Source organism: Escherichia sp. MOD1-EC7003 (assembly GCF_002965065.1).
Taxonomy (GTDB): domain Bacteria; phylum Pseudomonadota; class Gammaproteobacteria; order Enterobacterales; family Enterobacteriaceae; genus Escherichia.
On sequence record NZ_PTRE01000078.1, the window covers coordinates 42,191 to 65,133 of the forward strand.

Annotated in this window: 21 protein-coding genes and 1 pseudogene; 11 read left to right on the forward strand and 11 right to left on the reverse strand. The window is 52.3% G+C overall.

Translation table 11 applies throughout. The features are described 5' to 3' along the window. Positions 1-128: 128 nt before the first annotated feature. Genes astE through astC form a run of 5 tightly spaced genes read right to left on the reverse strand, consistent with a single transcriptional unit; the run spans position 129 to position 6,156 of the window. Positions 129-1,097, reverse strand: coding sequence for a succinylglutamate desuccinylase (astE, locus tag A7090_RS14490; RefSeq protein ID WP_105274548.1), 969 nt, complete (start codon positions 1,095-1,097; stop codon positions 129-131). Next, complete coding sequence (gene astB / locus A7090_RS14495; RefSeq protein ID WP_105274549.1) at positions 1,090-2,433, reverse strand: N-succinylarginine dihydrolase; 1,344 nt, start codon at positions 2,431-2,433, stop codon at positions 1,090-1,092. The genes astE and astB overlap by 8 nt, the downstream gene beginning before the upstream one ends. Then, positions 2,430-3,908: a succinylglutamate-semialdehyde dehydrogenase gene (gene astD / locus A7090_RS14500; RefSeq protein WP_105274550.1), complete on the reverse strand. Its 1,479-nt coding sequence runs from the start codon at positions 3,906-3,908 to the stop codon at positions 2,430-2,432. Before astD ends, astB begins: the two co-directional genes overlap by 4 nt. Beyond that, on the reverse strand, positions 3,905-4,939 hold the full coding sequence (astA, locus tag A7090_RS14505; RefSeq protein WP_105274551.1) for an arginine N-succinyltransferase: 1,035 nt from the start codon (positions 4,937-4,939) through the stop codon (positions 3,905-3,907). The genes astD and astA overlap by 4 nt, the downstream gene beginning before the upstream one ends. After that, on the reverse strand, positions 4,936-6,156 hold the full coding sequence (gene astC, locus A7090_RS14510; protein ID WP_105274552.1) for a succinylornithine/acetylornithine transaminase: 1,221 nt from the start codon (positions 6,154-6,156) through the stop codon (positions 4,936-4,938). The genes astA and astC overlap by 4 nt, the downstream gene beginning before the upstream one ends. A 445-nt stretch (positions 6,157-6,601) precedes the next feature. Between astC and xthA the strand changes: the two genes are divergently transcribed. The 9 genes and pseudogenes from xthA to ynjE all read left to right on the forward strand — a co-directional run bounded on the left by xthA (position 6,602) and on the right by ynjE (position 14,948). Then, the gene (gene xthA / locus A7090_RS14520; RefSeq protein ID WP_105274553.1) at positions 6,602-7,408 is read left to right on the forward strand and encodes an exodeoxyribonuclease III; all 807 of its coding nucleotides are present in this window, start codon (positions 6,602-6,604) and stop codon (positions 7,406-7,408) included. 166 nt (positions 7,409-7,574) lie between these two features. Then, the gene (locus A7090_RS14525; RefSeq protein WP_105274554.1) at positions 7,575-8,285 is read left to right on the forward strand and encodes a TVP38/TMEM64 family protein; all 711 of its coding nucleotides are present in this window, start codon (positions 7,575-7,577) and stop codon (positions 8,283-8,285) included. Between the two features lie 22 nt (positions 8,286-8,307). Further along, positions 8,308-8,967: a lipoprotein YdjY gene (gene ydjY / locus A7090_RS14530; RefSeq protein ID WP_123056959.1), complete on the forward strand. Its 660-nt coding sequence runs from the start codon at positions 8,308-8,310 to the stop codon at positions 8,965-8,967. Positions 8,968-8,981: 14 nt separating this feature from the next. Continuing rightward, positions 8,982-9,689, forward strand: a complete 708-nt coding sequence (locus A7090_RS14535; protein ID WP_105274555.1) for a TVP38/TMEM64 family protein — start codon at positions 8,982-8,984, stop codon at positions 9,687-9,689. Next, a complete protein-coding gene (locus tag A7090_RS14540; protein ID WP_105274556.1) occupies positions 9,689-10,237 on the forward strand; it encodes a carboxymuconolactone decarboxylase family protein in 549 nt (182 codons plus the stop codon). Before A7090_RS14535 ends, A7090_RS14540 begins: the two co-directional genes overlap by 1 nt. Before the next feature lie 9 nt (positions 10,238-10,246). Further along, on the forward strand, positions 10,247-11,413 hold the full coding sequence (locus tag A7090_RS14545; RefSeq protein ID WP_105274557.1) for an ABC transporter substrate-binding protein: 1,167 nt from the start codon (positions 10,247-10,249) through the stop codon (positions 11,411-11,413). Next, positions 11,386-12,921 (forward strand): annotated as a pseudogene (locus tag A7090_RS26195) (ABC transporter permease subunit). The gene A7090_RS14545 and the pseudogene A7090_RS26195 overlap by 28 nt, the downstream one beginning before the upstream one ends. Then, entirely contained in the window at positions 12,921-13,553 is a 633-nt protein-coding gene (locus tag A7090_RS14555; RefSeq protein WP_105274558.1) for an ATP-binding cassette domain-containing protein, read from the forward strand. The pseudogene A7090_RS26195 and the gene A7090_RS14555 overlap by 1 nt, the downstream one beginning before the upstream one ends. Before the next feature lie 87 nt (positions 13,554-13,640). Then, positions 13,641-14,948, forward strand: a complete 1,308-nt coding sequence (gene ynjE, locus A7090_RS14560; protein ID WP_105274559.1) for a thiosulfate sulfurtransferase YnjE — start codon at positions 13,641-13,643, stop codon at positions 14,946-14,948. 8 nt (positions 14,949-14,956) lie between these two features. On the opposite strand, the gene A7090_RS14565 is transcribed toward ynjE, so the two are convergent. After that, positions 14,957-15,577: a CDP-alcohol phosphatidyltransferase family protein gene (locus A7090_RS14565; RefSeq protein ID WP_105274560.1), complete on the reverse strand. Its 621-nt coding sequence runs from the start codon at positions 15,575-15,577 to the stop codon at positions 14,957-14,959. Positions 15,578-15,663: 86 nt separating this feature from the next. Between A7090_RS14565 and nudG the strand changes: the two genes are divergently transcribed. After that, on the forward strand, positions 15,664-16,071 hold the full coding sequence (nudG, locus tag A7090_RS14570) for a CTP pyrophosphohydrolase (RefSeq protein ID WP_105274561.1): 408 nt from the start codon (positions 15,664-15,666) through the stop codon (positions 16,069-16,071). Here nudG and A7090_RS14575 read toward each other — a convergent pair. Beyond that, entirely contained in the window at positions 16,037-16,309 is a 273-nt protein-coding gene (locus A7090_RS14575) for a YnjH family protein (protein ID WP_105274562.1), read from the reverse strand. The genes nudG and A7090_RS14575 overlap by 35 nt on opposite strands. 280 nt (positions 16,310-16,589) lie before the next feature. Between A7090_RS14575 and gdhA the strand changes: the two genes are divergently transcribed. Beyond that, on the forward strand, positions 16,590-17,933 hold the full coding sequence (gene gdhA, locus A7090_RS14580; RefSeq protein ID WP_105274563.1) for an NADP-specific glutamate dehydrogenase: 1,344 nt from the start codon (positions 16,590-16,592) through the stop codon (positions 17,931-17,933). Positions 17,934-18,058: 125 nt separating this feature from the next. Here gdhA and A7090_RS14585 read toward each other — a convergent pair whose 3' ends face one another. From A7090_RS14585 to A7090_RS14610, 4 genes are all read right to left on the reverse strand, one after another. Then, positions 18,059-19,090 carry a DUF1266 domain-containing protein gene (locus tag A7090_RS14585; RefSeq protein WP_105274564.1) on the reverse strand — a complete coding sequence of 344 codons (1,032 nt, stop codon included), beginning with the start codon at positions 19,088-19,090 and terminating at the stop codon, positions 18,059-18,061. A 127-nt stretch (positions 19,091-19,217) separates the two neighbouring features. Beyond that, positions 19,218-21,176, reverse strand: a complete 1,959-nt coding sequence (gene topB / locus A7090_RS14595; RefSeq protein ID WP_105274565.1) for a DNA topoisomerase III — start codon at positions 21,174-21,176, stop codon at positions 19,218-19,220. A gap of 4 nt (positions 21,177-21,180) precedes the next feature. After that, positions 21,181-22,224 carry a selenide, water dikinase SelD gene (gene selD / locus A7090_RS14600; protein ID WP_105274566.1) on the reverse strand — a complete coding sequence of 348 codons (1,044 nt, stop codon included), beginning with the start codon at positions 22,222-22,224 and terminating at the stop codon, positions 21,181-21,183. A gap of 116 nt (positions 22,225-22,340) precedes the next feature. After that, positions 22,341-22,892 (reverse strand): NAD(P)H nitroreductase, encoded by a 552-nt coding sequence (locus tag A7090_RS14610; protein ID WP_105274567.1) that lies wholly within the window; start codon positions 22,890-22,892, stop codon positions 22,341-22,343. Positions 22,893-22,943 lie beyond the last annotated feature (51 nt).

Consider the following 22,943-nt stretch of genomic DNA (forward strand, 5'->3'; position numbering starts at 1 on the left):
ATTTTGCGGAGATTATGAAGAACTATACCGGATGACTGGTGATAAATAAAGCAAATAACCAGGATTAATCTGCATTAATTTACAAGAAGGCAACTAAATACCCGCAGAGTGATTTCTGAGGATAAGTATTAGGTTATTTTTTCAAGCATTAACCCTGCACGTAACCCCAACGCTACCAGCGGATTAGGGAACAACACATACTCCACATCATGGGTTACGGTAAAACGTTCCTCTCCGTCCTGCGCCAGCAACGTTCCTTTCTTAAACGGCATAAAATTAAGCGTGTCACTTGCCATATGCATTTCGAAGGACGGCGAGTGGCGAGTAATTTGCGAAACCACCCGATAACGAAGTGACGGCGTTCTCACGACACCGCCCCTCTCACCAGATAGCAGCGCAGCAATTGCGCTGGCAGTTACTGCAAACTGGCGAAGATCGTTTTGTCCAAAAGGCAACGCTTTGCCGAGTTCCAGCGTACAGGCCAGCGCGCCAAAATGTCTGGCGCTGAAATCGGTAAACGTCCCTCCTGGCGCCTGATGGAACACCAGTGCCTCCAGCCCCGCCGCCCCCAGCCACGTCAGAAATTTCTCGTCCCAGGGAATATCGCATTGTGGTAATACACCGAACTGCGGATGCAAGGAGCCACGAATTGCGGTATGCAGATCAAGATGCCAACGCACAGATTCTTTGCCCTGATCATAAAAATCTGCCAGGTACTGTTCCAGTTCGCGCGCCCGGCAGGTTTCCTCGCTTTCAGCAAATAACTGCCAACGACCGCCAAACATGCGATTCATATCGCTATGGCAATAACGTTTCCCTTGCTTCAGCGCAGGAGGATTTCCGAGGATCACCAGCAACCGCCAGCGTAACGGGATCTCGCCGTGAGATATAGCGCCAAGCAACGCGTCCAGCATCTCCACCGGTGCCGTCTCATTACCGTGTATTCCTGCCGAAATCACCAGCGCACCTTGTGGAGGCGTTAATGGCGTCAGTTCCAGCATGCCATCGCCCAGCCACCGCCAGCGAACGCCGTTAATTTCTCGTTCGGTGATAACCGGTTTTTTACCCGTTAAGGTCAGAGCAAGAAAATTATCCATTGCCCTCTCCCTCGCGCTGAAACGGATAAACCGAACCAAGATTCAGTAATTGGGTCAATACATCCAGTGCTTCCCGCCCTTCGCGCAGCAATTGCGGGTCGGCCAGATCTGCCGCAGTAAGACTATCGCGGTAGTAACGATCCACCCAGTCATTGAGTGTATTAAACAAGGTATCGTTCATCATCACCGCCGGATTCACCGCCTGGCGTTCTTCTTCTGTCAACACCACGCGCAACCGCAGGCACGCCGGGCCGCCGCCATTCGCCATACTTTCACGTAAATCAAAAACTTTTAGTGAGCTTATTGGGTTATCGGCAGCAAGCAATTCATTGAGATAACGCCATACTCCAGCATGTTCCCGACACTCCTGAGGCAGCACCAACATCATGGAACCATCAGCGCGGCTAAGTAACTGGCTGTTAAACAGATATGTAGACACCGCATCAGACACGGAAACCTGAGTCGCCGGAACTTCTATCGCCATAAAACCGTTTACCCGCGAACGCAGGTTTGCCAGTAACTGTGCCTGGCAAGCGAACGCCTGTTGATGGCAAAACAGCACCTGGCGGTTACTCACGGCAATCACGTCATTATGAAAAACGCCCTGGTCGATAACGTCCGGGTTTTGCTGGGCGAACATCACCTGTTGGGGATTCACCTGATTCAGCCTTGCGACCGCCTCGCTGGCTTCACGGGTCTGCCGCGCCGGATAGCGGGAAGGTCGGGAAACATTGCCTTCTTCTCGTCCGTAAACAAAAAGCTGAATACCCGGTTCACCGTAATGACCGCCGAGACGATTATGATTCGCGGCCCCTTCGTCACCGAGCAAGGCCACCTGCGGCAACGCCGAATGGACGCAAAATTTCTCTTTATCGTTAAAAATCGCTTTTAACAGCGATTCGGTAACGGGCGCTTCCAGCGAACGATGAAATTTGTTGTTCAGGTTGGCGACCGTGAAATGCACTTTGCCATCCAGCGCATCGGTGGATGGCGCGACAGTGGCCGCATTGGCTACCCACATTGGCGAAGCGGAACTGACGCGGGAAAGCCAGTGCGGTGCCTGACGTGCAACCTTTTCCAGCAGTTGTTCATCGCTGCCACTAAACCCCAATTGACGCAAAACCGGAATAAACGGACGCTCATGCGGCGGGATCACCGCCTGAGGAAATCCCGCATCAGCAAGGGCTTTCATTTTCAGTAAGCCCTGCTTCGCCGCCAGTTGTGGATTCGATACCTGAAAACGGTGGCGGGTAGAGGCCTCATTACCAAACGACAGACCAGCGTAATGGTGCGTCAGCCCCACCAGCCCGTCGAAATTGACTTCCCAGGCGTTCATCGCGCCACCTCATCGGAAAAATCCAGCCCTGGGTTAAGTGTCGCAGGCAACGTTAGCGAGTCTGACTCCAGGCTTGCCATCGGCCAGGCACAATAATCTGCGGCATACCAGGCGCTGGGGCGATGATTGCCGGAAGCGCCAATACCACCGAATGGCGCGGTACTGGCGGCTCCGGTAAGCGGTTTGTTCCAGTTAACAATCCCCGCCCGCGCTTCCAGTAACAGTTGCTCGAACTTTTCTCGCTCGGGGGAAACCAGCCCGCAAGAAAGGCCAAAGCGAGTGTTATTCGCCATCTTAATCGCCTCATCAAAGGTGTCATAACGCCAGACGCGCAACAGCGGCCCGAACACCTCCTCATCCGGCACGCCAGCAACGCCCGTCATTTCAATAATCCCCGGCGTCAGCAGCGATGTTGTGGCTTGCAACAAACGGGGCGCAAGCAGAGTTCGCCCGCCCATCGCTTCCAGTTCCTGCCAGGCAGTAACCACCTGCTGCGCGACCTGCTCTGATATCAGCCCGCCAATAAACGGCTGCGGTTCGTCGTCCCAGTTGCCCGGCGTTAATCGCTGGCTGACGGCAACCAGACGAGCAAGAAACGCATCGCCCTGCGTCCCGTTTTTCAGCAATAAACGGCGGGCGCAGGTGCAGCGTTGTCCGGCAGTGACAAATGCCGACTGGATAGTCAGATGCACGGCGGCATCGATATTCGCGACGTCATCAATAATCAGCGGGTTATTACCGCCCATTTCGAGGGCGAGGATTTTTTCCGGCTGACCGGAAAGTTGGCGATGCAGTTGATAGCCAGTATTGGCGCTACCGGTAAACAGCAAACCGTCGAGATCCTCAAGTGCACTCAGCGCCTGACCGGTTTCGCGACCGCCCTGGACCAGATTCAGCACACCCGGCGGCAAACCGGCCTGCTGCCATAAACGCATTACCGCTTCGCCGCTCCACGGTGTCAGTTCACTGGGTTTGAAGATTAGCGTATTACCCGCCAGAAGCGCCGGAACGATATGCCCGTTAGGCAGATGACCGGGAAAATTGTAAGGCCCAAACACCGCCAGCACGCCGTGCGGGCGATGTCGCAGGCTTACCGCGCCGTCCGGCATGTCACTATGCTGCTCGCCGGTACGAACGTGATACGCCTTAATTGATATCGCGATTTTATTGATCATCGCCGTCACTTCGCTTGCCGCTTCCCAGCGCGGCTTACCCGTTTCTCTGGCAATAATCGCGGTTAATTCGGCTTTATTGCTTTCCAGCAATCCAGCAAAGCGTTCAACAATTTCTTGACGCTCGCCAAAGGAGAGCCGCGCCCAACGCGGAAACGCCGCACGAGCAGCACGACAAGCCTGCTCGACCTGAGCGGCATCGGCATCATTGCCTTGCCATAACACCTCGCCCGATACCGGATTACGCTTCACACGCAATGCGCCCTGGCCCGTCACCCAGTCACCGTTGATCCATAAAGTCATGCTGTTTTCTCCTCTGCGCACAGGCGCACCAGACGAACACGATCCCCTGCGTGGCACTTGAGGGCATCCCGTTGTGCGGCGGTTAAAATCAAACGTTGGGTAGCCGGATCGGCACGTACCAGCACCACGCGGAAATGGTGATAATTTTCATTAGCGACCAGGCAAGCCGGGAAATCGCCCTGCGCAGGTTGTCCTTCTGCCACTTCCACCAATCGACTTTTGCGGATGGCGCGCACACGGTCGATATCGCACTCCAGCGTCGGCCCACCGTCGAAGATGTCGATATAGTTGCGGTAGCGAAAGCCCTCTTTTTCCAGCACCGCGCGGGCGGGCACGGTTTGTGGATGCACCTGACCGATGACGTTCTGCGCTTCCAGGGATAAAAAGTGGGTATAGATCGGATGTTTCGGCATCAGTTCAGCGATAAACGCCTTTTGCCCGGTGCCGCAAAGAAAATCGGCGCGGCTAAAATCCATCGAAAAGAAGCGTTTACCGAGGCTTTGCCAGAACGGTGAATAACCGTGTTCGTCAATCACCCCGCGCATTTCAGCGACCACTTTGTCGTTAAACTTGTCGCGAAAGGCCGCCATAAACATAAAGCGTGATTTCGACAGCAAATAACCGTTACCCTCTTTGCGCCAGTCCGGGTCGAGAAACAGCGTGCACAGCTCGCTGCTGCCGGTGTGATCGTTACTAAGAAATAACGTCGGCAACGCGTTATAGACATTTAGCTCTTTTGAGGCGTGAACCAGCGTGCCGACGCGATAGTTGTACCAGGGCTCGTTCAGCCCAACCGCTACCTCTATGGCGCAAATTCCCGCCACAGTACCTGTCTCGCTATCTTCCAGTACAAACACATAACCCTGCTCACTCTTGGGCAGTTCGCCCTGCCAGGTTTTGATGGCCCTTTCGATACGCGCTGAAAGCGTGGCTTCATTGGCGGGAAGCGACGTCAGGCCGCCGCCCGTTTTGCTGGCAAGCTGCATTAACGCTGCGACATCGGTGCGCTCAACGGGACGGATGACCATCATGATGAACCTCGGCTAACAAAGTGTTCGCAAGCAACTGCAAAGCGATCCAGTCCGGTCGTCACCTCTTCTTCGCTGACATTGAGCGCTGGCGCAAAACGCACCACGTTGCCACCCGCAATCAGCACCATTACGCCCGCTTTCGCCGCCTCCTGAGAGATCTGTTTCGCTTGCCCGGCGTAATCGGCATTCAGTACACAGCCAATCAAAAGACCTAATCCGCGAATTTCACTGAACAAACCGCAGCGGTGATTAATGGTATTAAGACGCTCAACAAACCAGTCGTGACGCTGTTTAACCCCGTTAAGCATCTCTGGCGTGTTGATGAGATCCAGCACTTTTCCTGCCACCGCCGAGGCCAGCGGATTACCGCCATAGGTGGTGCCGTGGGTGCCAACAGTCATCACGCGGGCGCACTCTTCGGTTGCCAACAGCGCCCCGACCGGGAAACCGCCGCCCAGCGCTTTGGCGGTAGTTAACAGATCGGGCGTCACGCCGTAGTGCATATAGGCATACAGTTCACCGGTGCGTCCGACGCCGGTTTGCACCTCATCGAAAATCAGTAATGCATTGTGGCGGTCACACAATTCACGCAGACCTTGTAAAAACGCGTTGCTGGCTGGCAGCACACCACCTTCCCCCTGCATGGGTTCGACAATCACCGCGCAGGTGGCGTCGTCAATCAGCGCACTGGCAGAGTTAATATCGTTATACGCGGCATGACGAATATCCGGCGGCAGTGGCGCAAAATCCTGTGAATAGGCTGGCTGCCCGCCTGCACTGACGGTAAACAGCGTGCGCCCGTGAAATGCATTTTTGAACGCCACGATGCCGCTCTTATGGCTGCCGTAGCGGTCGTGAGCGAATTTACGCGCCAGTTTTAGCGCCGCTTCGTTGGCTTCCGCGCCGGAGTTACAAAAGAACACGCGATCGGCAAAAGTGGCGTTGATCAATTTTTTCGCCAGCCGCAGTACCGGCTCGTTGGTGTAACCGTTGCCGGTATGCCAGAACTTACTCGCCTGTTCGTTCAGCGCCTCGCGCAGTTCCGGATGTGCATGACCCAATGCGTTTACCGCAATGCCACCCGCGAAGTCGATATACTCTTTCCCCTGCTGATCCCACAAGCGCGAACCTTCGCCACGTACCGGTATAAACGGCGCCGGAGCGTAAACAGGTATCATCCATTCATCAAAATTTTCACGCGTAATTGGCTGAGACATAGCGACCTCTAAAGTAAATAAATCGTTATTTACATGTTAACGGCGAGTGATGTTTGCGCTGTAAATGTAGATTGCAGGGTTCGTGCCAGCCAGTGATAAAAGTGCATAAACGGAGGAGGTTAACTGGAAATCAAGGCGTTATAACCAAGCCATATGCATTTAAAGTGCATATAAAGTGAATACGTTTGCAATATGGGTGAATAAAAAGAATTAAAAACGCAATGTTATGCAGAAGTAAAATATAATTCTGGAATTGTGATCATTGACGAAATTTACTGAAAATTACTGCGCCATTCTGATGCGGCGCGCACCAAAAACGGGCATTTTTTGCGCCATCGTTGACATCATTAACAACCATCGATCAAATCACTTAACAACAGGCAGTAAGCAAAGCGAAATTCTGCTACCATCCACGCACTCTTTAACTGAATAAATGGCAGCGACTATGAAATTTGTCTCTTTTAATATCAACGGCCTGCGCGCCAGACCTCACCAGCTTGAAGCCATCGTCGAAAAGCACCAGCCGGATGTGATTGGCCTGCAGGAGACAAAAGTTCATGACGATATGTTTCCGCTCGAAGAGGTGGCAAAGCTCGGCTACAACGTGTTTTATCATGGGCAGAAAGGTCATTATGGCGTGGCGCTGCTGACCAAAGAGACACCGATTGCCGTGCGTCGCGGCTTTCCCGGTGACGGCGAAGAGGCACAGCGGCGGATTATTATGGCAGAAATCCCCTCACCGCTGGGTAATGTCACGGTGATCAACGGTTACTTCCCGCAGGGTGAAAGCCGCGACCATCCGATAAAATTCCCCGCGAAGGCGCAGTTTTACCAGAACCTGCAAAACTATCTGGAAACCGAACTCAAACGTGATAATCCGGTATTGATTATGGGCGATATGAATATTAGTCCTGGCGACCTGGATATCGGCATTGGCGAAGAGAACCGTAAGCGCTGGCTGCGTACCGGTAAATGCTCTTTCCTGCCGGAAGAACGCGAATGGATGGAGAGACTGATGAGCTGGGGGCTGGTGGATACCTTCCGCCATGCGAATCCGCAAACGACAGATCGCTTTTCGTGGTTTGATTACCGCTCAAAAGGTTTTGACGATAACCGGGGTCTGCGTATCGACCTGCTGCTCGCCAGCCAACCACTGGCCGAGTGTTGCGTAGAAACCGGCATCGACTATGAAATCCGCAGCATGGAAAAACCGTCCGATCACGCCCCCGTCTGGGCGACCTTCCACCGCTAATTTAGCTGCTCTCCTGGCTCAAACTGGGTCAGGAGAATTAACTTTGAGAAAAATCAACAAACAGTCAGTAATGATTTGTTGCCTGCCGTCCTTTGTTATACCGTCACTGCGTTTTTAGTTGTCTGACCACTTCTCTATTATCAAGTTTGATATAGGAAACTCCACGATGAACGCTGAGCGTAAATTTCTTTTTGCCTGTTTTATTTTTGCGCTGGTCATTTACGCTATCCACGCTTTCGGTTTATTCGATCTGCTCACCGATTTACCCCACATACAGACACTCATTCGCCAGAGCGGATTGTTCGGTTATAGCCTCTATATTCTGTTATTCATCATTGCCACCCTCTTTCTGTTACCGGGGAGCATACTGGTGATCGCTGGAGGAATAGTTTTTGGTCCGCTCTTAGGGACACTACTATCATTAATTGCCGCCACGCTGGCCTCCTCGTGCTCATTCCTGCTGGCGCGCTGGCTGGGGCGTGATTTGCTGCTGAAATACGTTGGCCATAGCCAGACCTTTCAGGCCATTGAAAAAGGCATTGCGCGTAACGGTATTGATTTTCTTATTCTGACCCGCTTAATCCCGCTGTTTCCTTACAATATTCAAAATTATGCTTACGGATTAACCACTATCGCCTTCTGGCCTTACACCCTTATTTCAGCACTGACTACCCTGCCCGGTATTGTTATTTATACCCTGATGGCAAGCGATCTCGCCAATGAAGGCATTACGCTGCGCTTTATTTTACAACTCTGTCTCGCTGGCCTGGCGCTGTTTATTCTCGTCCAGCTCGCCAAACTCTACGCCCGACACAAACACGTGGATCTGTCTGCTTCGCACCGCAGCCCACTTACTCAACCCAAAAATGAAGGATAGAACCATGTTGTAACATTATTCAGTGTCATGGAAAAAAGGACTTGCTGCACTGTGCTTACTGGCCGTTGCGGGGCTTAGTGGTTGCGATCAAAAAGAGAATGCGCCAGCAAAAGTGGAATACGACGGGCTTTCGGACAGCCAACCGCTGCGTGTCGATGTCAATAACCATACGGTGACTATGCCGGTGCAAATTAATGGTCGCTTTCTGACTGACGATACTCGCCATGGCATTGTGTTTAAAGATGGCTCCAACGGGCATAAATCGCTATTCATAGGCTATGCCTCCCCGAAAGCATTATATGAAGCCCTGAAACAGGCCGGTGGTACGCCGGGCGAAAACATGACCATGGAGAATAAAGAAACTACCCACGTCGCAGGCAGCAAACTGGATATTTCGGTCAACTGGCAAGGAGCGGCAAAAGCGTATTCCTTCGATGAAGTGATTGTCGACAGTAACGGTAAAAAACTGGACATGCGCTTTGGCGGTAATTTAGCCGCCGCAGAGGAGAAGAAAACGGGCTGCCTGGTGTGTCTGGATAGCTGCCCGGTCGGTATCGTCAGCAATGCAACATACACTTATGGCGCGGTGGAAAAACGTGGTGAAGTCAAATTCAAAGGCAATGCGTCTATTCTCCCACCAGATAACACGCTGGCATCTGTTACCTTTAAAATCGCCGAATAAAACCTGGATAAAGGATGATGAAGATACAATCGCGTAAAACCTGGTACTACCGTGCCGCCATCATCATCCTGTTGTTCACTACGCTGCTGGCATGGGCGCTGTTTCCCGGCGTCCATGATTTTATTAATCGCAGCATTGCGGCGTTTGCTGCCGTAGACCAACAGGGTATAGAACAGTTTATTCAGTCGTACGGCACTCAGGCGGCAGTTGTCTCGTTTTTTTTGATGATTTTGCAGGCCATTGCCGCGCCGCTTCCGGCGTTTTTGGTCACCTTTGCCAACGCGTCACTGTTTGGCGCGTTTTGGGGTGCCTTGCTATCGTGGACCAGTTCAATGGCGGGTGCAGTGCTATGCTTTTTTATCGCCAGAGTGATGGGCCGCGAAGTGGTTGAAAAATTAACAGGTAAAACCGTGCTTGACAGTATGGACGGCTTTTTCACTCGCTACGGTAAACACACCATCCTGGTATGTCGGTTATTGCCTTTTGTCCCTTTCGATCCAATCAGCTATGCTGCCGGTTTGACTTCAATACGTTTTCGCTCGTTTTTTATCGCCACCGGGCTTGGTCAGTTACCGGCGACGATTGTTTATTCCTGGGCGGGCAGTATGTTAACAGGCCGTACCTTCTGGTTTGTCAGCGGACTGTTTATTCTGTTTGCTCTGACCGTGGTGGTTTTTGTGGCGAAAAAAATATGGCTTGAACGCCAGAAGAGGAATGCCTGATGGGTTTACCGCCGCTTAACAAGATTCCGTTGATTTTACGTCCGCAGGCGTGGTTGCATCGTCGACATTACGGTGAGGTGTTAAGCCCCATTCGCTGGTGGGGGCGGATCCCGTTTATCTTTTATCTGGTGTCGATGTTCGTCGGCTGGCTGGAGCGCAAACGCTCACCGCTCGATCCGGTAGTGCGATCGCTTGTCAGCGCCCGCATTGCGCAAATGTGTCTGTGTGAATTTTGCGTGGACATCACCAGTATGAAAGTCGCCGAGCGTACCGGCAGTACCGATAAACTGCTGGCAGTGGCAGAGTGGCGGCAAAGCCCGCTGTTCAGCGATGAAGAGCGGCTGGCGCTGGAATACGCAGAAGCCGCCAGCGTCACGCCGCCAACGGTGGATGATGATCTGCGCGCCCGACTGGCTATCCATTTTGACGCCCAGGCTCTCACCGAACTGACGGCGCTGATCGGTTTGCAAAATCTGTCGGCGCGTTTTAATTCCGCCATGGACATTCCCGCTCAGGGGCTGTGCCGTATTCCTGAAAAACGTTCTTAAGGAGAGATGATGCGCCATTGTGGGTGGTTGCTGGGATTGTTATCGCTGTTTTCTTTGGCAACACATGCCAGTGACTGGCAGGAAATTAAAAACGAAGCCAAAGGACAAACCGTCTGGTTTAACGCCTGGGGCGGCGATACCGCAATTAACCGCTATCTCGACTGGGTTAGCGGCGAGATGAAAACCCATTACGATATAAACCTGAAGATTGTTCGTCTGGTGGATGCCGCAGACGCGGTGAAGCGCATTCAGACGGAAGCTGCTGCCGGACGTAAAACGGGCGGCTCGGTGGATCTGCTCTGGGTGAACGGCGAAAACTTCCGCACCTTAAAAGTGGCCAATTTATTACAAACGGGCTGGGCAGAGACGCTGCCCAACTGGCGCTATGTCGACACGCAGTTGCCGGTGCGGGAAGATTTTTCAGTGCCTACAGAAGGGGCAGAATCACCCTGGGGCGGCGCACAACTGACGTTTATCGCCCGCCGCGATGTTACGCCACAACCACCACAAACGCCGCAAGCCTTACTGGAATTTGCTAAAGCCAATCCCGGCACGGTTACCTATCCGCGCCCACCGGACTTTACCGGCACGGCGTTTCTTGAACAGTTGCTGATTATGCTGACGCCAGATCCAGCAGCATTAAAAGAAGCGCCTAACGATGCGACTTTCGCCCATGTCACCGCGCCCTTGTGGCAATATCTTGATGCGCTGCATCCGTATTTATGGCGCGAAGGAAAGGATTTCCCGCCTTCGCCCGCACGGATGGATGCTCTGCTAAAAGCTGGCACATTGCGCCTGTCGCTGACCTTTAATCCTGCTCATGCGCAGCAAAAAATCGCCAGCGATGATTTGCCAGCAAGCAGTTACAGTTTTGGCTTTCGGGAGGGGATGATTGGCAACGTGCATTTCGTCACCATTCCTGCCAACGCGAATGCCAGTGCTGCGGCAAAAGTCGTCGCCAACTTCCTGCTCTCACCCGATGCGCAACAGCGTAAAGCGGATCCTGCTATCTGGGGAGATCCTTCCGTTCTCGATCCCCAAAAACTGCCTGATGGGCAGCGCGAAACATTGCAATCAAGAATGCCGCAAGATCTACCGCCAGTACTGGCTGAACCGCACGCAGGTTGGGTAAATGCGCTGGAACAAGAATGGCTACGCCGTTACGGTACGCATTAATTTTTCTGCTGTGGGCGATAGTGGTGGTGATTTATGCACCGTTGTTCCCGGCAGTTCTCACGCTGATATCGCCTGCATTGTCGTTGACACACTGGCAGGCGTTATTTGCCGACCCGCAGTTACCGCAGGCATTACTGGCAACGCTGGTTTCGACAACCATTGCGGCGGGCGGGGCATTGTTGATTGCTCTGCTGGTGATTGTCGCGCTGTGGCCTGGCGGGAAATGGCTACATCTGTGCGCCCGTCTGCCGTGGTTGCTCGCCATTCCCCATGTGGCTTTTGCCACCAGCATCCTTCTGCTCTTTGCTGACGGTGGACTGCTTTATGACTATTTCCCTTATTTCACTCCACCAATGGACAAATTGGGTATCGGTCTGGGATTCACCCTGGCGGTGAAAGAAAGCGCATTTCTGTTGTGGATCTTAGCGGCAGTATTGAGTGAAAAACGCCTGTTACAGCAAGTCATTGTGCTGGATTCGCTGGGCTACAGCCGCTGGCAATGTTTGAACTGGCTGCTGTTGCCCTCTGTCGCGCCTGCGCTGGCAATGGCGATGCTGGCGATTGTGGCCTGGTCGCTGTCGGTCGTGGATGTAGCGATTATCCTCGGGCCGGGTAATCCACCGACGCTTGCGGTAATTAGCTGGCAGTGGTTAACCCAGGGCGACGCCGATCAACAGATGAAAGGCGCAGTCGCCAGCCTGCTGCTGATGCTGCTACTCCCCGCTTATGTTTTGCTGGGTTATTTATTATAGCGTAGCTGGCGGCGTACTATTCCCCGCGTAGATGGTGTTCGTAAGCCCACCACGCCTTTATTGACCGGCAATACGCTGGCGAGTTGTTTACCCATAACCGGTGTGCTGTGCGTGGTTCTGCTGGCGATCCTCGCGGATCAATCAACGATCAATCACGAGGCACTTATCAACAGCCTGACGATGGGACTGGTGGCGACATTCATCGCTTTGGTTCTGTTGCTGCTGTGGCTGGAATGGGGGCCACAGCGTCGCCAGTTGTGGCTATGGTTGCCCATTTTATTACCGGCGCTGCCGCTGGTGGCGGGCCAGTACACGCTGGCGCTATGGCTGAACCTGGATGGGAGCTGGACGGCGGTGGTCTGGGGGCATCTGCTGTGGGTAATACCGTGGATGCTGTTTATCCTGCAACCGGCCTGGCAACGCATTGATTCACGGTTAATTTTGATTGCGCAAACGCTGGGCTGGTCGCGTGTCAAAATCTTCTTTTACGTGAAATGCCCACTCATGTTGCGCCCTGCGCTGATTGCCTTCGCGGTGGGATTTTCAGTGAGTATTGCACAGTATATGCCGACACTGTGGCTGGGAGCGGGACGTTTTCCGACGCTCACCACTGAAGCGGTGGCATTAAGCAGCGGTGGCAGCAATGGTATTCTCGCCGTCCAGGCTTTATGGCAACTGCTATTGCCGCTTATTATTTTTGCCCTGACCGCCCTGCTTGCAAAATGGGTAGGTTATGTCAGACAAGGACTCCGCTAATGCTCTGCGTGAAAAATGTTTCGCTACGTTTACCTGAAAACCCTTTGCTGACAAACGTTAACTTTACGGTTGATAAAGGTGACATTGTCACGTTAATGGGGCCGTCTGGCTGTGGAAAATCTACTCTGTTTTCGTGGATGATTGGTGCGCTGGTCGGGCAGTTTTCTTGTACAGGTGAGCTATGGCTCAATGAGCAACGGATTGACATGCTGCCCACCGCACAACGTCAGATTGGCATTCTTTTCCAGGATGCACTGTTATTTGACCAGTTCAGCGTCGGGCAAAATTTACTGCTGGCGCTACCGGCAACACTCAAGGGAAATGCCCGACGTAATGCCGTGAATGATGCACTTGAGCGTTCAGGCCTTGACGGAGCTTTCCATCAGGATCCCGCCACTTTGTCTGGCGGTCAGCGAGCGCGTGTTGCTCTGTTACGCGCCCTTCTCGCCCAGCCAAAAGCGTTGCTACTGGATGAACCGTTCAGCCGTCTTGATGTGGCTCTGCGCGATAATTTTCGCCAGTGGGTGTTCAGCGAAGTCCGCGAACTGGCGATCCCCGTTGTTCAGGTAACGCACGATCTCCAGGATGTTCCTGCTGATAGTTCTGTTCTGGATATGGCGCAGTGGTCATAAAATTACAACAAACTGCGATAACGCAAAGTTTTTCCCAATGCGTCAGTTCAGAATGGCGCACTCAAAACTACAATGTCGGGATTTTCGATGAAACGTGTTTCTCAAATGACCGCGCTGGCAATGGCTTTAGGGCTGGCTTGCGCTTCTTCGTGGGCCGCTGAACTGGCGAAGCCTCTTACACTTGACCAGCTTCAACAACAAAATGGCAAAGCGATAGATACTCGCCCCAGCGCGTTTTATAACGGCTGGTCACAAACCTTAAATGGCCCTTCCGGTCATGAACCTGCCGCCTTAAACCTCTCTGCTAACTGGCTCGACAAAATGAGTACCGAACAGCTCAACGAATGGGCCAGGCAACATAACCTGAAAACCGATGCTCCGGTGGCACTGTACGGTAATGACAAAGATGTCGACGCCGTCAAAACGCGATTGCAAAAAGCAGGTTTTACGCATATCTCCATCCTGAGTGACGCGCTAAGCGAACCTTCCCGTCTGCAAAAACTGCCGCACTTTGAGCAGTTGGTTTATCCGCAATGGCTGCATGACCTGCAACAAGGTAAAGACGTTACAGCGAAACCTGCCGGTGACTGGAAAGTCATTGAAGCGGCCTGGGGGGCACCGAAACTTTATCTTATCAGCCATATTCCCGGCGCTGACTACATCGACACCAACGAAGTGGAAAGCGAACCGCTGTGGAATAAAGTTTCTGATGAACAACTGAAAGCGATGCTGGCAAAACACGGCATTCGCCATGACACCACAGTCATTCTTTACGGGCGAGACGTTTACGCGGCAGCGCGTGTAGCGCAGATTATGCTGTACGCAGGCGTGAAAGATGTGCGTCTGCTGGACGGAGGCTGGCAAACCTGGTCCGACGCGGAGCTGCCCGTTGAACGTGGCACACCACCAAACGTGAAAGAGGAACCGGATTTCGGCGTGAAGATCCCGGCGCAACCGCAACTGATGCTTGATATGGAACAGGCCCGTGGGCTGCTGCATCGCCAGGATGCATCGCTGGTGAGCATTCGTTCGTGGCCAGAATTTATCGGTACGACCAGTGGTTACAGCTACATTAAGCCAAAAGGTGACATTCCGGGCGCACGCTGGGGCCATGCGGGCAGCGATTCAACGCATATGGAAGATTTCCATAATCCGGACGGCACCATGCGTACTGCGGATGACATCGCGGCGATGTGGAAAGAATGGAATATCTTGCCGGATCAACAAGTCTCGTTCTACTGCGGCACCGGCTGGCGCGCCTCAGAAACCTTTATGTACGCACGCGCAATGGGCTGGAATAACGTCTCCGTATATGATGGCGGCTGGTATGAATGGAGTAGCGATCCGAAAAATCCGGTAGCAACCGGGGAACGCGGCCCGGACAGTAGCAAATAACATTACAACTACTGACGCTGGAGTGACTTCAGCGTCAGATACCCACTCCACACCCGCGTTAATGTCGTCATCCAGCACAGTGCGCCAAAAATCCACGCAAACCACGGAAAATACGTTGGGAAGAGGCAACTTAAAACAAACAGCAAAATCGTCTCGCTGCCTTCGGTTAATCCCCCCAGATAATAAAACGATTTGTGCGCATAGCCGGGGTTATCAATCTGGTGTTTCGCCGCCAGCGCAGCAAAAGCGAGAAAACTGCTGCCCGTGCCGATAAACGCAAACAGCAGCCAGCCTCCCGCCAGCGCATTTTGCTCTGGTGCGGCGAGGATAAACCCGAAAGGCACCAACGCATAAAAGAGGAAATCGAGAGCAATATCGAGAAAGCCGCCCGCATCGGTAAGTCCTCTGCGCCGAGCAAGCGCTCCGTCCAGACCATCAAGCAACCTGTTCAACAAAATGACAATCAGCGCCAACAGATACCAGCCCAGTGCCAGAAACGGCAGTGCCAGCACGCCGATGGCAAATCCCACTAATGTTAAACCATCTGGCGTAATGCCTGGTTTATCAAGAACCCGCACGCACTGATGCAACAACGGTTTAATCCGAGGGTGAAGATGGCGGTCTAACACGGGTACTCCTTAAATATAAAGCCTTTCTGATTAGGCAACACCGCGGATATTATGACATTTTTCGCTTATCTGCTCGTGTGTAAATTATGAAAATGATTGAAGTTGTTGCCGCCATCATCGAACGTGATGGCAAAATTTTACTCGCGCAACGCCCCGCCCAAAGCGATCAGGCAGGATTATGGGAATTTGCCGGTGGCAAAGTCGAGCCGGATGAAAGCCAGCTGCAGGCGCTGGTGCGTGAGTTACGCGAAGAACTGGGCATCGAAGCAACTGTGGGTGAATATGTTGCCAGCCATCAGCGAGAGGTTTCGGGACGGATTATCCATCTTCATGCCTGGCACGTACCCGACTTTCACGGGACGTTACAGGCACACGAACATCAGGCGCTGATCTGGTGCTCACCTGAAGAGGCGCTGCAATATCCGCTGGCCCCTGCTGACATTCCACTATTAGAGGCGTTTATGGCTTTACGCGCCGCCAGACCAGCGGATTAGTGCTAAGGGTTTTGTCATCCCGCAGGCATTGCAGCAGTATTCCTTCGGCTTTAATTACCGCCCCTTCAGAATAATTTTGATCCTGATAAACGCAGCACTGAGTACAGGGCTGCGCAGACTGCCCGCCTGAACTGAACACTTCTGGCGGTACGTTTACCTCCACGTCCGGACGATAATGCGGGTTAGCCAGTGCAATGAATGGAAATGCCAATGCTACGGCGAACAATGCTCGACTCACAGGGAACTCCTTAACGTTATTGTCTCTGCTACTGATAACGGTAGCCGGACGGCAAAACTTTAGCGTCTGAGTTATCGCATTTGGTTATCCGGTGCGCCGTAAAACCCCGTCCTTCAGGGCGGGAGGATGTAAAGAGATTACTCTCGTTATTAATTTGCGTTCCTGGGTCATTTTTTTCTTGCTTACCGTCACATTCTTGATGGTATAGTCGAAAACTGCAAAAGCACATGACATAAACAACATAAGCACAATCGTATTAATATATAAGGGTTTTATATCTATGGATCAGACATATTCTCTGGAGTCATTCCTCAACCATGTCCAAAAGCGCGACCCGAATCAAACCGAGTTCGCGCAAGCCGTTCGTGAAGTAATGACCACACTCTGGCCTTTTCTTGAGCAAAATCCCCAATATCGCCAGATGTCATTACTGGAGCGCCTGGTTGAACCGGAGCGCGTGATCCAGTTTCGCGTGGTATGGGTTGACGATCGCAACCAGGTACAGGTCAACCGTGCATGGCGCGTGCAGTTCAACTCTGCCATCGGCCCGTACAAAGGCGGTATGCGCTTCCATCCGTCAGTTAACCTCTCCATTCTCAAATTCCTCGGCTTCGAGCAAACCTTCAAAAATGCCCTGACTACCCTGCCGATGGGCGGTGGTAAAGGCGGCAGCGATTTCGACCCGAAAGGAAAAAGCGAAGGTGAAGTGATGCGTTTTTGTCAGGCGCTGATGACGGAGCTTTATCGTCATCTGGGACCAGACACTGACGTACCGGCAGGCGATATTGGCGTGGGCGGTCGTGAAGTTGGTTTTATGGCGGGTATGATGCGTAAGCTTTCTAATAACAGCGCTTGCGTATTTACGGGTAAAGGTCTCTCTTTTGGCGGCAGTCTGATTCGACCAGAAGCAACTGGCTATGGTCTGGTGTACTTCGCTGAAGCCATGCTGAAACGCCATGGTCTGGGCTTCGAAGGAATGCGTGTTTCGGTATCCGGCTCTGGTAACGTTGCACAGTACGCAATCGAGAAAGCCATGGAATTCGGTGCCCGAGTGATCACCGCTTCTGATTCCAGCGGTACGGTCGTGGACGAAAGTGGCTTTACCAAAGAGAAACTGGCGCGCCTTATCGAAATCAAATCCAGTCGTGATGGCCGTGTTGCCGATTACGCCAAAGAGTTTGGTCTGGTATATCTGGAAGGCCAGCAGCCGTGGTCTGTTCCGGTTGATATCGCTTTGCCATGCGCCACTCAGAACGAACTGGATGTTGACGCCGCGCATAAGCTTATCGCCAATGGCGTGAAAGCGGTCGCAGAAGGTGCAAACATGCCGACCACTATCGAAGCAACGAACTTGTTCCTTGACGCAGGCGTACTGTTTGCACCGGGTAAAGCGGCCAATGCCGGTGGCGTAGCGACCTCTGGTCTGGAAATGGCGCAGAACGCTGCTCGTTTAAGCTGGAAAGCCGAAAAAGTTGATGCTCGCCTGCATCATATCATGCTCGATATTCACCATTCTTGTGTGGAATACGGTGGCGAAGGCAAGCAAACCAATTACGTACAGGGCGCGAATATTGCAGGCTTTGTGAAGGTTGCCGATGCGATGCTGGCGCAAGGAGTGATTTAAGGAGAAAATGCCAGACGGCGCTTCGCTTGTAAGGACTAAAAATAGATGCAATTTATTGAAATTGCAGTCTATTGCAGACCGGATAAGCGCAGCGCCCTGGCAAAATTACAGGCATATATGAGTGATTAAACGGATGATGTTCCCCAGGGAACATTTCTGATGGGCCAACGGCATTTCTTACTGTAGTACTCCCAAAACTGCTTGTCATAGCGATAACACGCTTCCAGTTCAGCATCCGTCAACTTTCTGCGATAGCAGCAGATATGCCAGTAAAGGAATCCCATTACACTATTTTTTTGATAATCTTCTTCGCTTTCGAACAGCTCGTGCGCCTTTCGAGAAGCAAGCATGATGTAATGCCAGGCCAGTTCTTCGTCAATTGTACCATTTTGAAAAGCTGTGCTAGATATCGAGATCATCCATGACAATTCCGCCGCCCATATTAGCTTCGCCGAGGATTTACCGAAGCGACGACTAGCACAATCAGAAATATAGTCTGGGGGGAAGACTGCAAATTTATTCAACAGAGCGATAACCTGCTCAGGGTCTTCCTCCATGTGCGTTTTAAAGGCATTGACTCCATGGTCGCCAGAAAGAAAATGTTCCATTAAGGCACAATAACTTTCGCTATCTTCGATACCCCATTGATCCTCTAAAGACTGGCGTCTTTCACCGATAATCTCGATCGAGTCAAAAGGAAGCATCTGATAGTGAAAGGTATCTTTGCCAGATTCAGGCTTTCGTGGCCAGAACTCCAGCGTTTCAGACCATTGCTTATGATAGAATCGATAGGGTGCGATCAATTGTAGCGCCTGTAATTTCTCTGTACTGAGCGGCTCAATACCTTTGGCCTGATAATAATGCAGTTGCTCTTTTTTCGCTCTAAAACCGGCCCGAACGATGAGACCTATCATAACTAATAGATAAAGAAAAGAACATCCAGCAGTAATCAGGCCTCTTTCATGTAAACCGTTGGCTGTTATAGCTGCGAATACAAACATTACGGCGACAACACAGGTTAAATAAAACCCCCACTTACAGAGCAAAATTGCCTTATTTTCTTTAATCATCCGTTCAAAATTAATATTAAATATTTCCCAGCCATTGAAAGAATACTTCTCGCTCCCAGGATGGTTTTGCAATAAATTTTTTTTCATCACATTCTCTGTAATCTCACACTTTAGAGGCGATAATTTTATGCATGTAAAAAAAATATCCAACGAATTTTCTTGGTCCGCTGGATATTTCAGAATTTGACTCGTGAAGCGCTAATCAATAATGAGATTAAACCATCGCACTACTACCTGCTTTATCTGCTGGCGGGCTTTTTTTCGCGCTACGTTTACGTGGGGCTGCCTTTTTCTTATCACCACTACCGCTCCCCGGAGCCACTATGCCACGAAACTGCCGTACTGGTGTACGTTTTGCCTGATCAATCAACTGATACAGCGTCCCCACCAGCGGCTGCATAAAGTCCTGGTAGCGACACTGCTTTTCGCTGATTTGCGTCAGCACCGATTCCCAGTGTGCGGTCATGTCCGGTCGCGTGGCCATTTCTGGCAGCGAATGAAATAACGCTTTTCCGGCGTCGGTGGAGTGGATATAACGCCCTTTTTTGGTCAGGAAACCACGCTTGAACAGCAGTTCAATAATCCCGGCACGGGTCGCTTCCGTCCCTAAACCATCGGTGGCACGAAGGATCTTTTTCAGATCTTTGTCCTGCACAAAGCGGGCAATTCCGGTCATTGCAGAGAGCAATGTCGCATCGGTGAAATGACGTGGCGGCTGGGTTTGTCGTTCTACCACTTCGCCCTTTTCGCACAGCAGTTCATCACCTTTCGCCACCACAGGAAGTGGCGTGCCGTCGTTTTCTTCATCGCGCTCTTTGCTGCCTAACAGCGTGCGCCAACCTGCTTCAGCAAGGAAACGCGCTTTGGCGATGAATTTGCCTTTGGCAATGTCCAGTTCGATTACACACTTGCGGAACACCGCATCCGGGCAGAACTGCATTAGGTACTGACGGGCAATCAGGTTATAGATTTTCGCTTCGTTCTCCGTCAGGTTGATCGCAGAACTCCGCGCGGTCGGGATGATGGCGTGGTGCACATCGACTTTTTTGTCATCCCAGCAGCGGTTACGCAAATTCGGATCAACCACCGGTTGCGGCAACAAATTTGACGCATGGACACTGATGGCATTCATCACCGCATGACGACCTGCAAAATGTTCTTCTGGCAAATAACGACAATCGGAACGCGGATAAGTGATTAGCTTGTGCGTTTCGTACAGCTTCTGGCAGATATCAAGCACGTTCTGGGCGCTAAGACCAAAACGTTTTGCCGCCTCAATCTGCAACGCCGAAAGCGAAAATGGCAGCGGCGCGGATTCTGATTCCCGTTTATCGTTATAGCTGGTGACAATCGCCGGTTGACCGCTGATGCGGTTAACCACATGCTCTGCCAGTGGACGATGCAGCAAGCGCCCTTCTTCATCCTGGTACGGTTCACACGCTTCGCTCGGTTGCCAGATAGCGGTAAACCGCTCATCGGCAGGTGTCACGATATGCGCTTTGACTTCAAAGAAGTCTTTCGCCACGAAGTTTTCAATTTCTTCATCACGGCGCACCACCAGCCCGAGCACGGGCGTCTGCACACGTCCCACGGAAAGTACACCCTGATAACCCGCATTGCGACCGAGAATGGTGTAAGCACGGGTCATATTGATGCCGTACAGCCAGTCGGCACGCGCTCGCGCCAGCGCAGAAACGCACAGCGGCACAAACTCACTGTTGGAACGAAGACGATCGATCGCCCGCTCAACCGCCTGCGGGTTCAGGTCGTTGATTAAGCAACGCTGAACTTGCTGGCGCTTTTCCGGTGCCAGTTGCAGGTAGTCCAGCACTTCATCCACCAGCAGTTGCCCTTCGCGATCCGGGTCTCCGGCATGAACAATTTCGCTGGCTTCAAGCAGAAAGCGCTTGATGACATTAAGTTGTTTGGTCACGGAAGGCCGTGGCTGTAATTGCCACTTTTCCGGGACAATGGGGAGATCAGCCAGATTCCAGCGCGCATAGCGACTGTCGTAGGCGTCTGGCTGAGCCTGCTCAAGCAGGTGACCAATACACCAGGTCACCACCTGACCATTGCCACACTCGATAAAGCCATCGCCTTTCCGGTGCGGTTTGGGCAGGACATCAGCAATGGCACGGGCCAGACTCGGTTTTTCGGCAATAAACAACCGCATTGAATTAACGGATCTCAACCATGGCACGACCGCCGCGCGCTGGCACCAGTTCGCCAATCGCCGTCAGTTCAATGCCAAACTCGGCGGCTGTATCTTTGACCTCATTTTCTGCTTCCGGCATGACCGCCAGCAGCAGACCGCCAGAAGTTTGCGGATCGCACAGCAGATCGCGCACTTCACGCGGCATTACCCCCATCAGATGACCGTAGCTGGCAAAGTTACGTTCGGTGCCGCCAGGTACTGCGCCCAACGTAATGTACTCTTCAACCCCCGGCAGTTTCGGGATCGCTTCATAGTCGACGCGCGCCTGCACACCAGCCCCCTGACACATTTCGCTCAAATGGCCCAGCAAACCAAAACCCGTAACGTCGGTCATCGCTTTTACACCTTCGATGTTAGCAAAGGACGCGCCTGCGATGTTCATCCGGCACATCACTTCCGTCGCTAGTCCCTGATGTTCTGGTTTCAGCAGTGATTTTTTCTCAGCAGTGGTAAGAACGCCAATTCCCAACGGTTTCGTCAGGAATAGCTTGCATCCGGCTTGTGCGGTACTGTTTTTCTTTACCCGTTCAGTCGGAACGATCCCCGTCACCGCCAGACCGAAAATCGGTTCCGGTGCGTCGATGGAGTGACCGCCAGCCAGCGCAATACCCGCCTGACGGCATGCATAGCGTCCACCTTCGGTCACTTCGCGGGCAATTTCCGGGGAAAGTTTGTTAATCGGCCAGCCGAGGATCGCAATCGCCATAATCGGTTTGCCACCCATCGCGAAGATATCGCTGATAGCGTTAGTGGCCGCAATGCGGCCAAAATCGAAAGGATTATCAACGATCGGCATAAAGAAGTCGGTGGTGCTGATAACGCTGGTGCCATTGCCCAGATCGTACACCGCCGCATCGTCGCGGGTTTCATTACCCACAAGCAAATTCGGATCAACAAACTTCGCCTGCTCACTGTGCAGGATGGTTTCCAACACTTTTGGGGAAATTTTACAGCCGCAACCAGCTCCGTGGCTGTATTGGGTCAAACGAATCGAGTTCTCGCTCATGGACATCTCCTGTCAATGCTATCCAGTTATGGTAACCCTCATTCCATAAAGTGATAAGTGAGAGTGTCTGAATTCCTGCTTCTTTGCTCACAATCCACACAGTTTCGCGACGATTATCAGAAATAAGTCACAAACGGCGTCGGGTCCGGGACGTTTATTGACGTAGATGCTTTCAGTTGTGGAGTACCAAGGTAGAGAAAGCCGACAATTTTATCCTGCTCACGGCAGCCGAATGCCTCACGCACTACCGGACTTTCTGTTAATGCGCCACTGCGCCAGATGCCGCCAAAACCCTGGGCAACGGCTGCCATTTGCATCGCCATAACCGCACATCCGGCAGACATTTCCTGTTCCCAGAGCGGGACTTTATGATTTTCTTCGCATTTCGCCACCACTGTTATGATGAGCGGCGCACGGAACGGCGCATTACGCGCTTTGTCGATAGCTTTATCATCGCTACCGGCAGCAATCGCCCCCTGTTCCAGAACGGCGCTGAAACGCTCGCGCCCTTCCCCTTCAATCACAAAAAAATGCCACGGTTGCATGGACTTATGATCCGGCGCACGCATACCCGCACGCAGGATGTTTTGCAGTTGTTCACCCGTTGGCGCGGGTTCAGCCAGGCGGGAGGCGCTACGGCGATTGATTAATAGTTCGAGTGCATCCATTTGATTAACTCCTGTCATGATGTTTATTCACAAAATTAACACAAGCGTGGA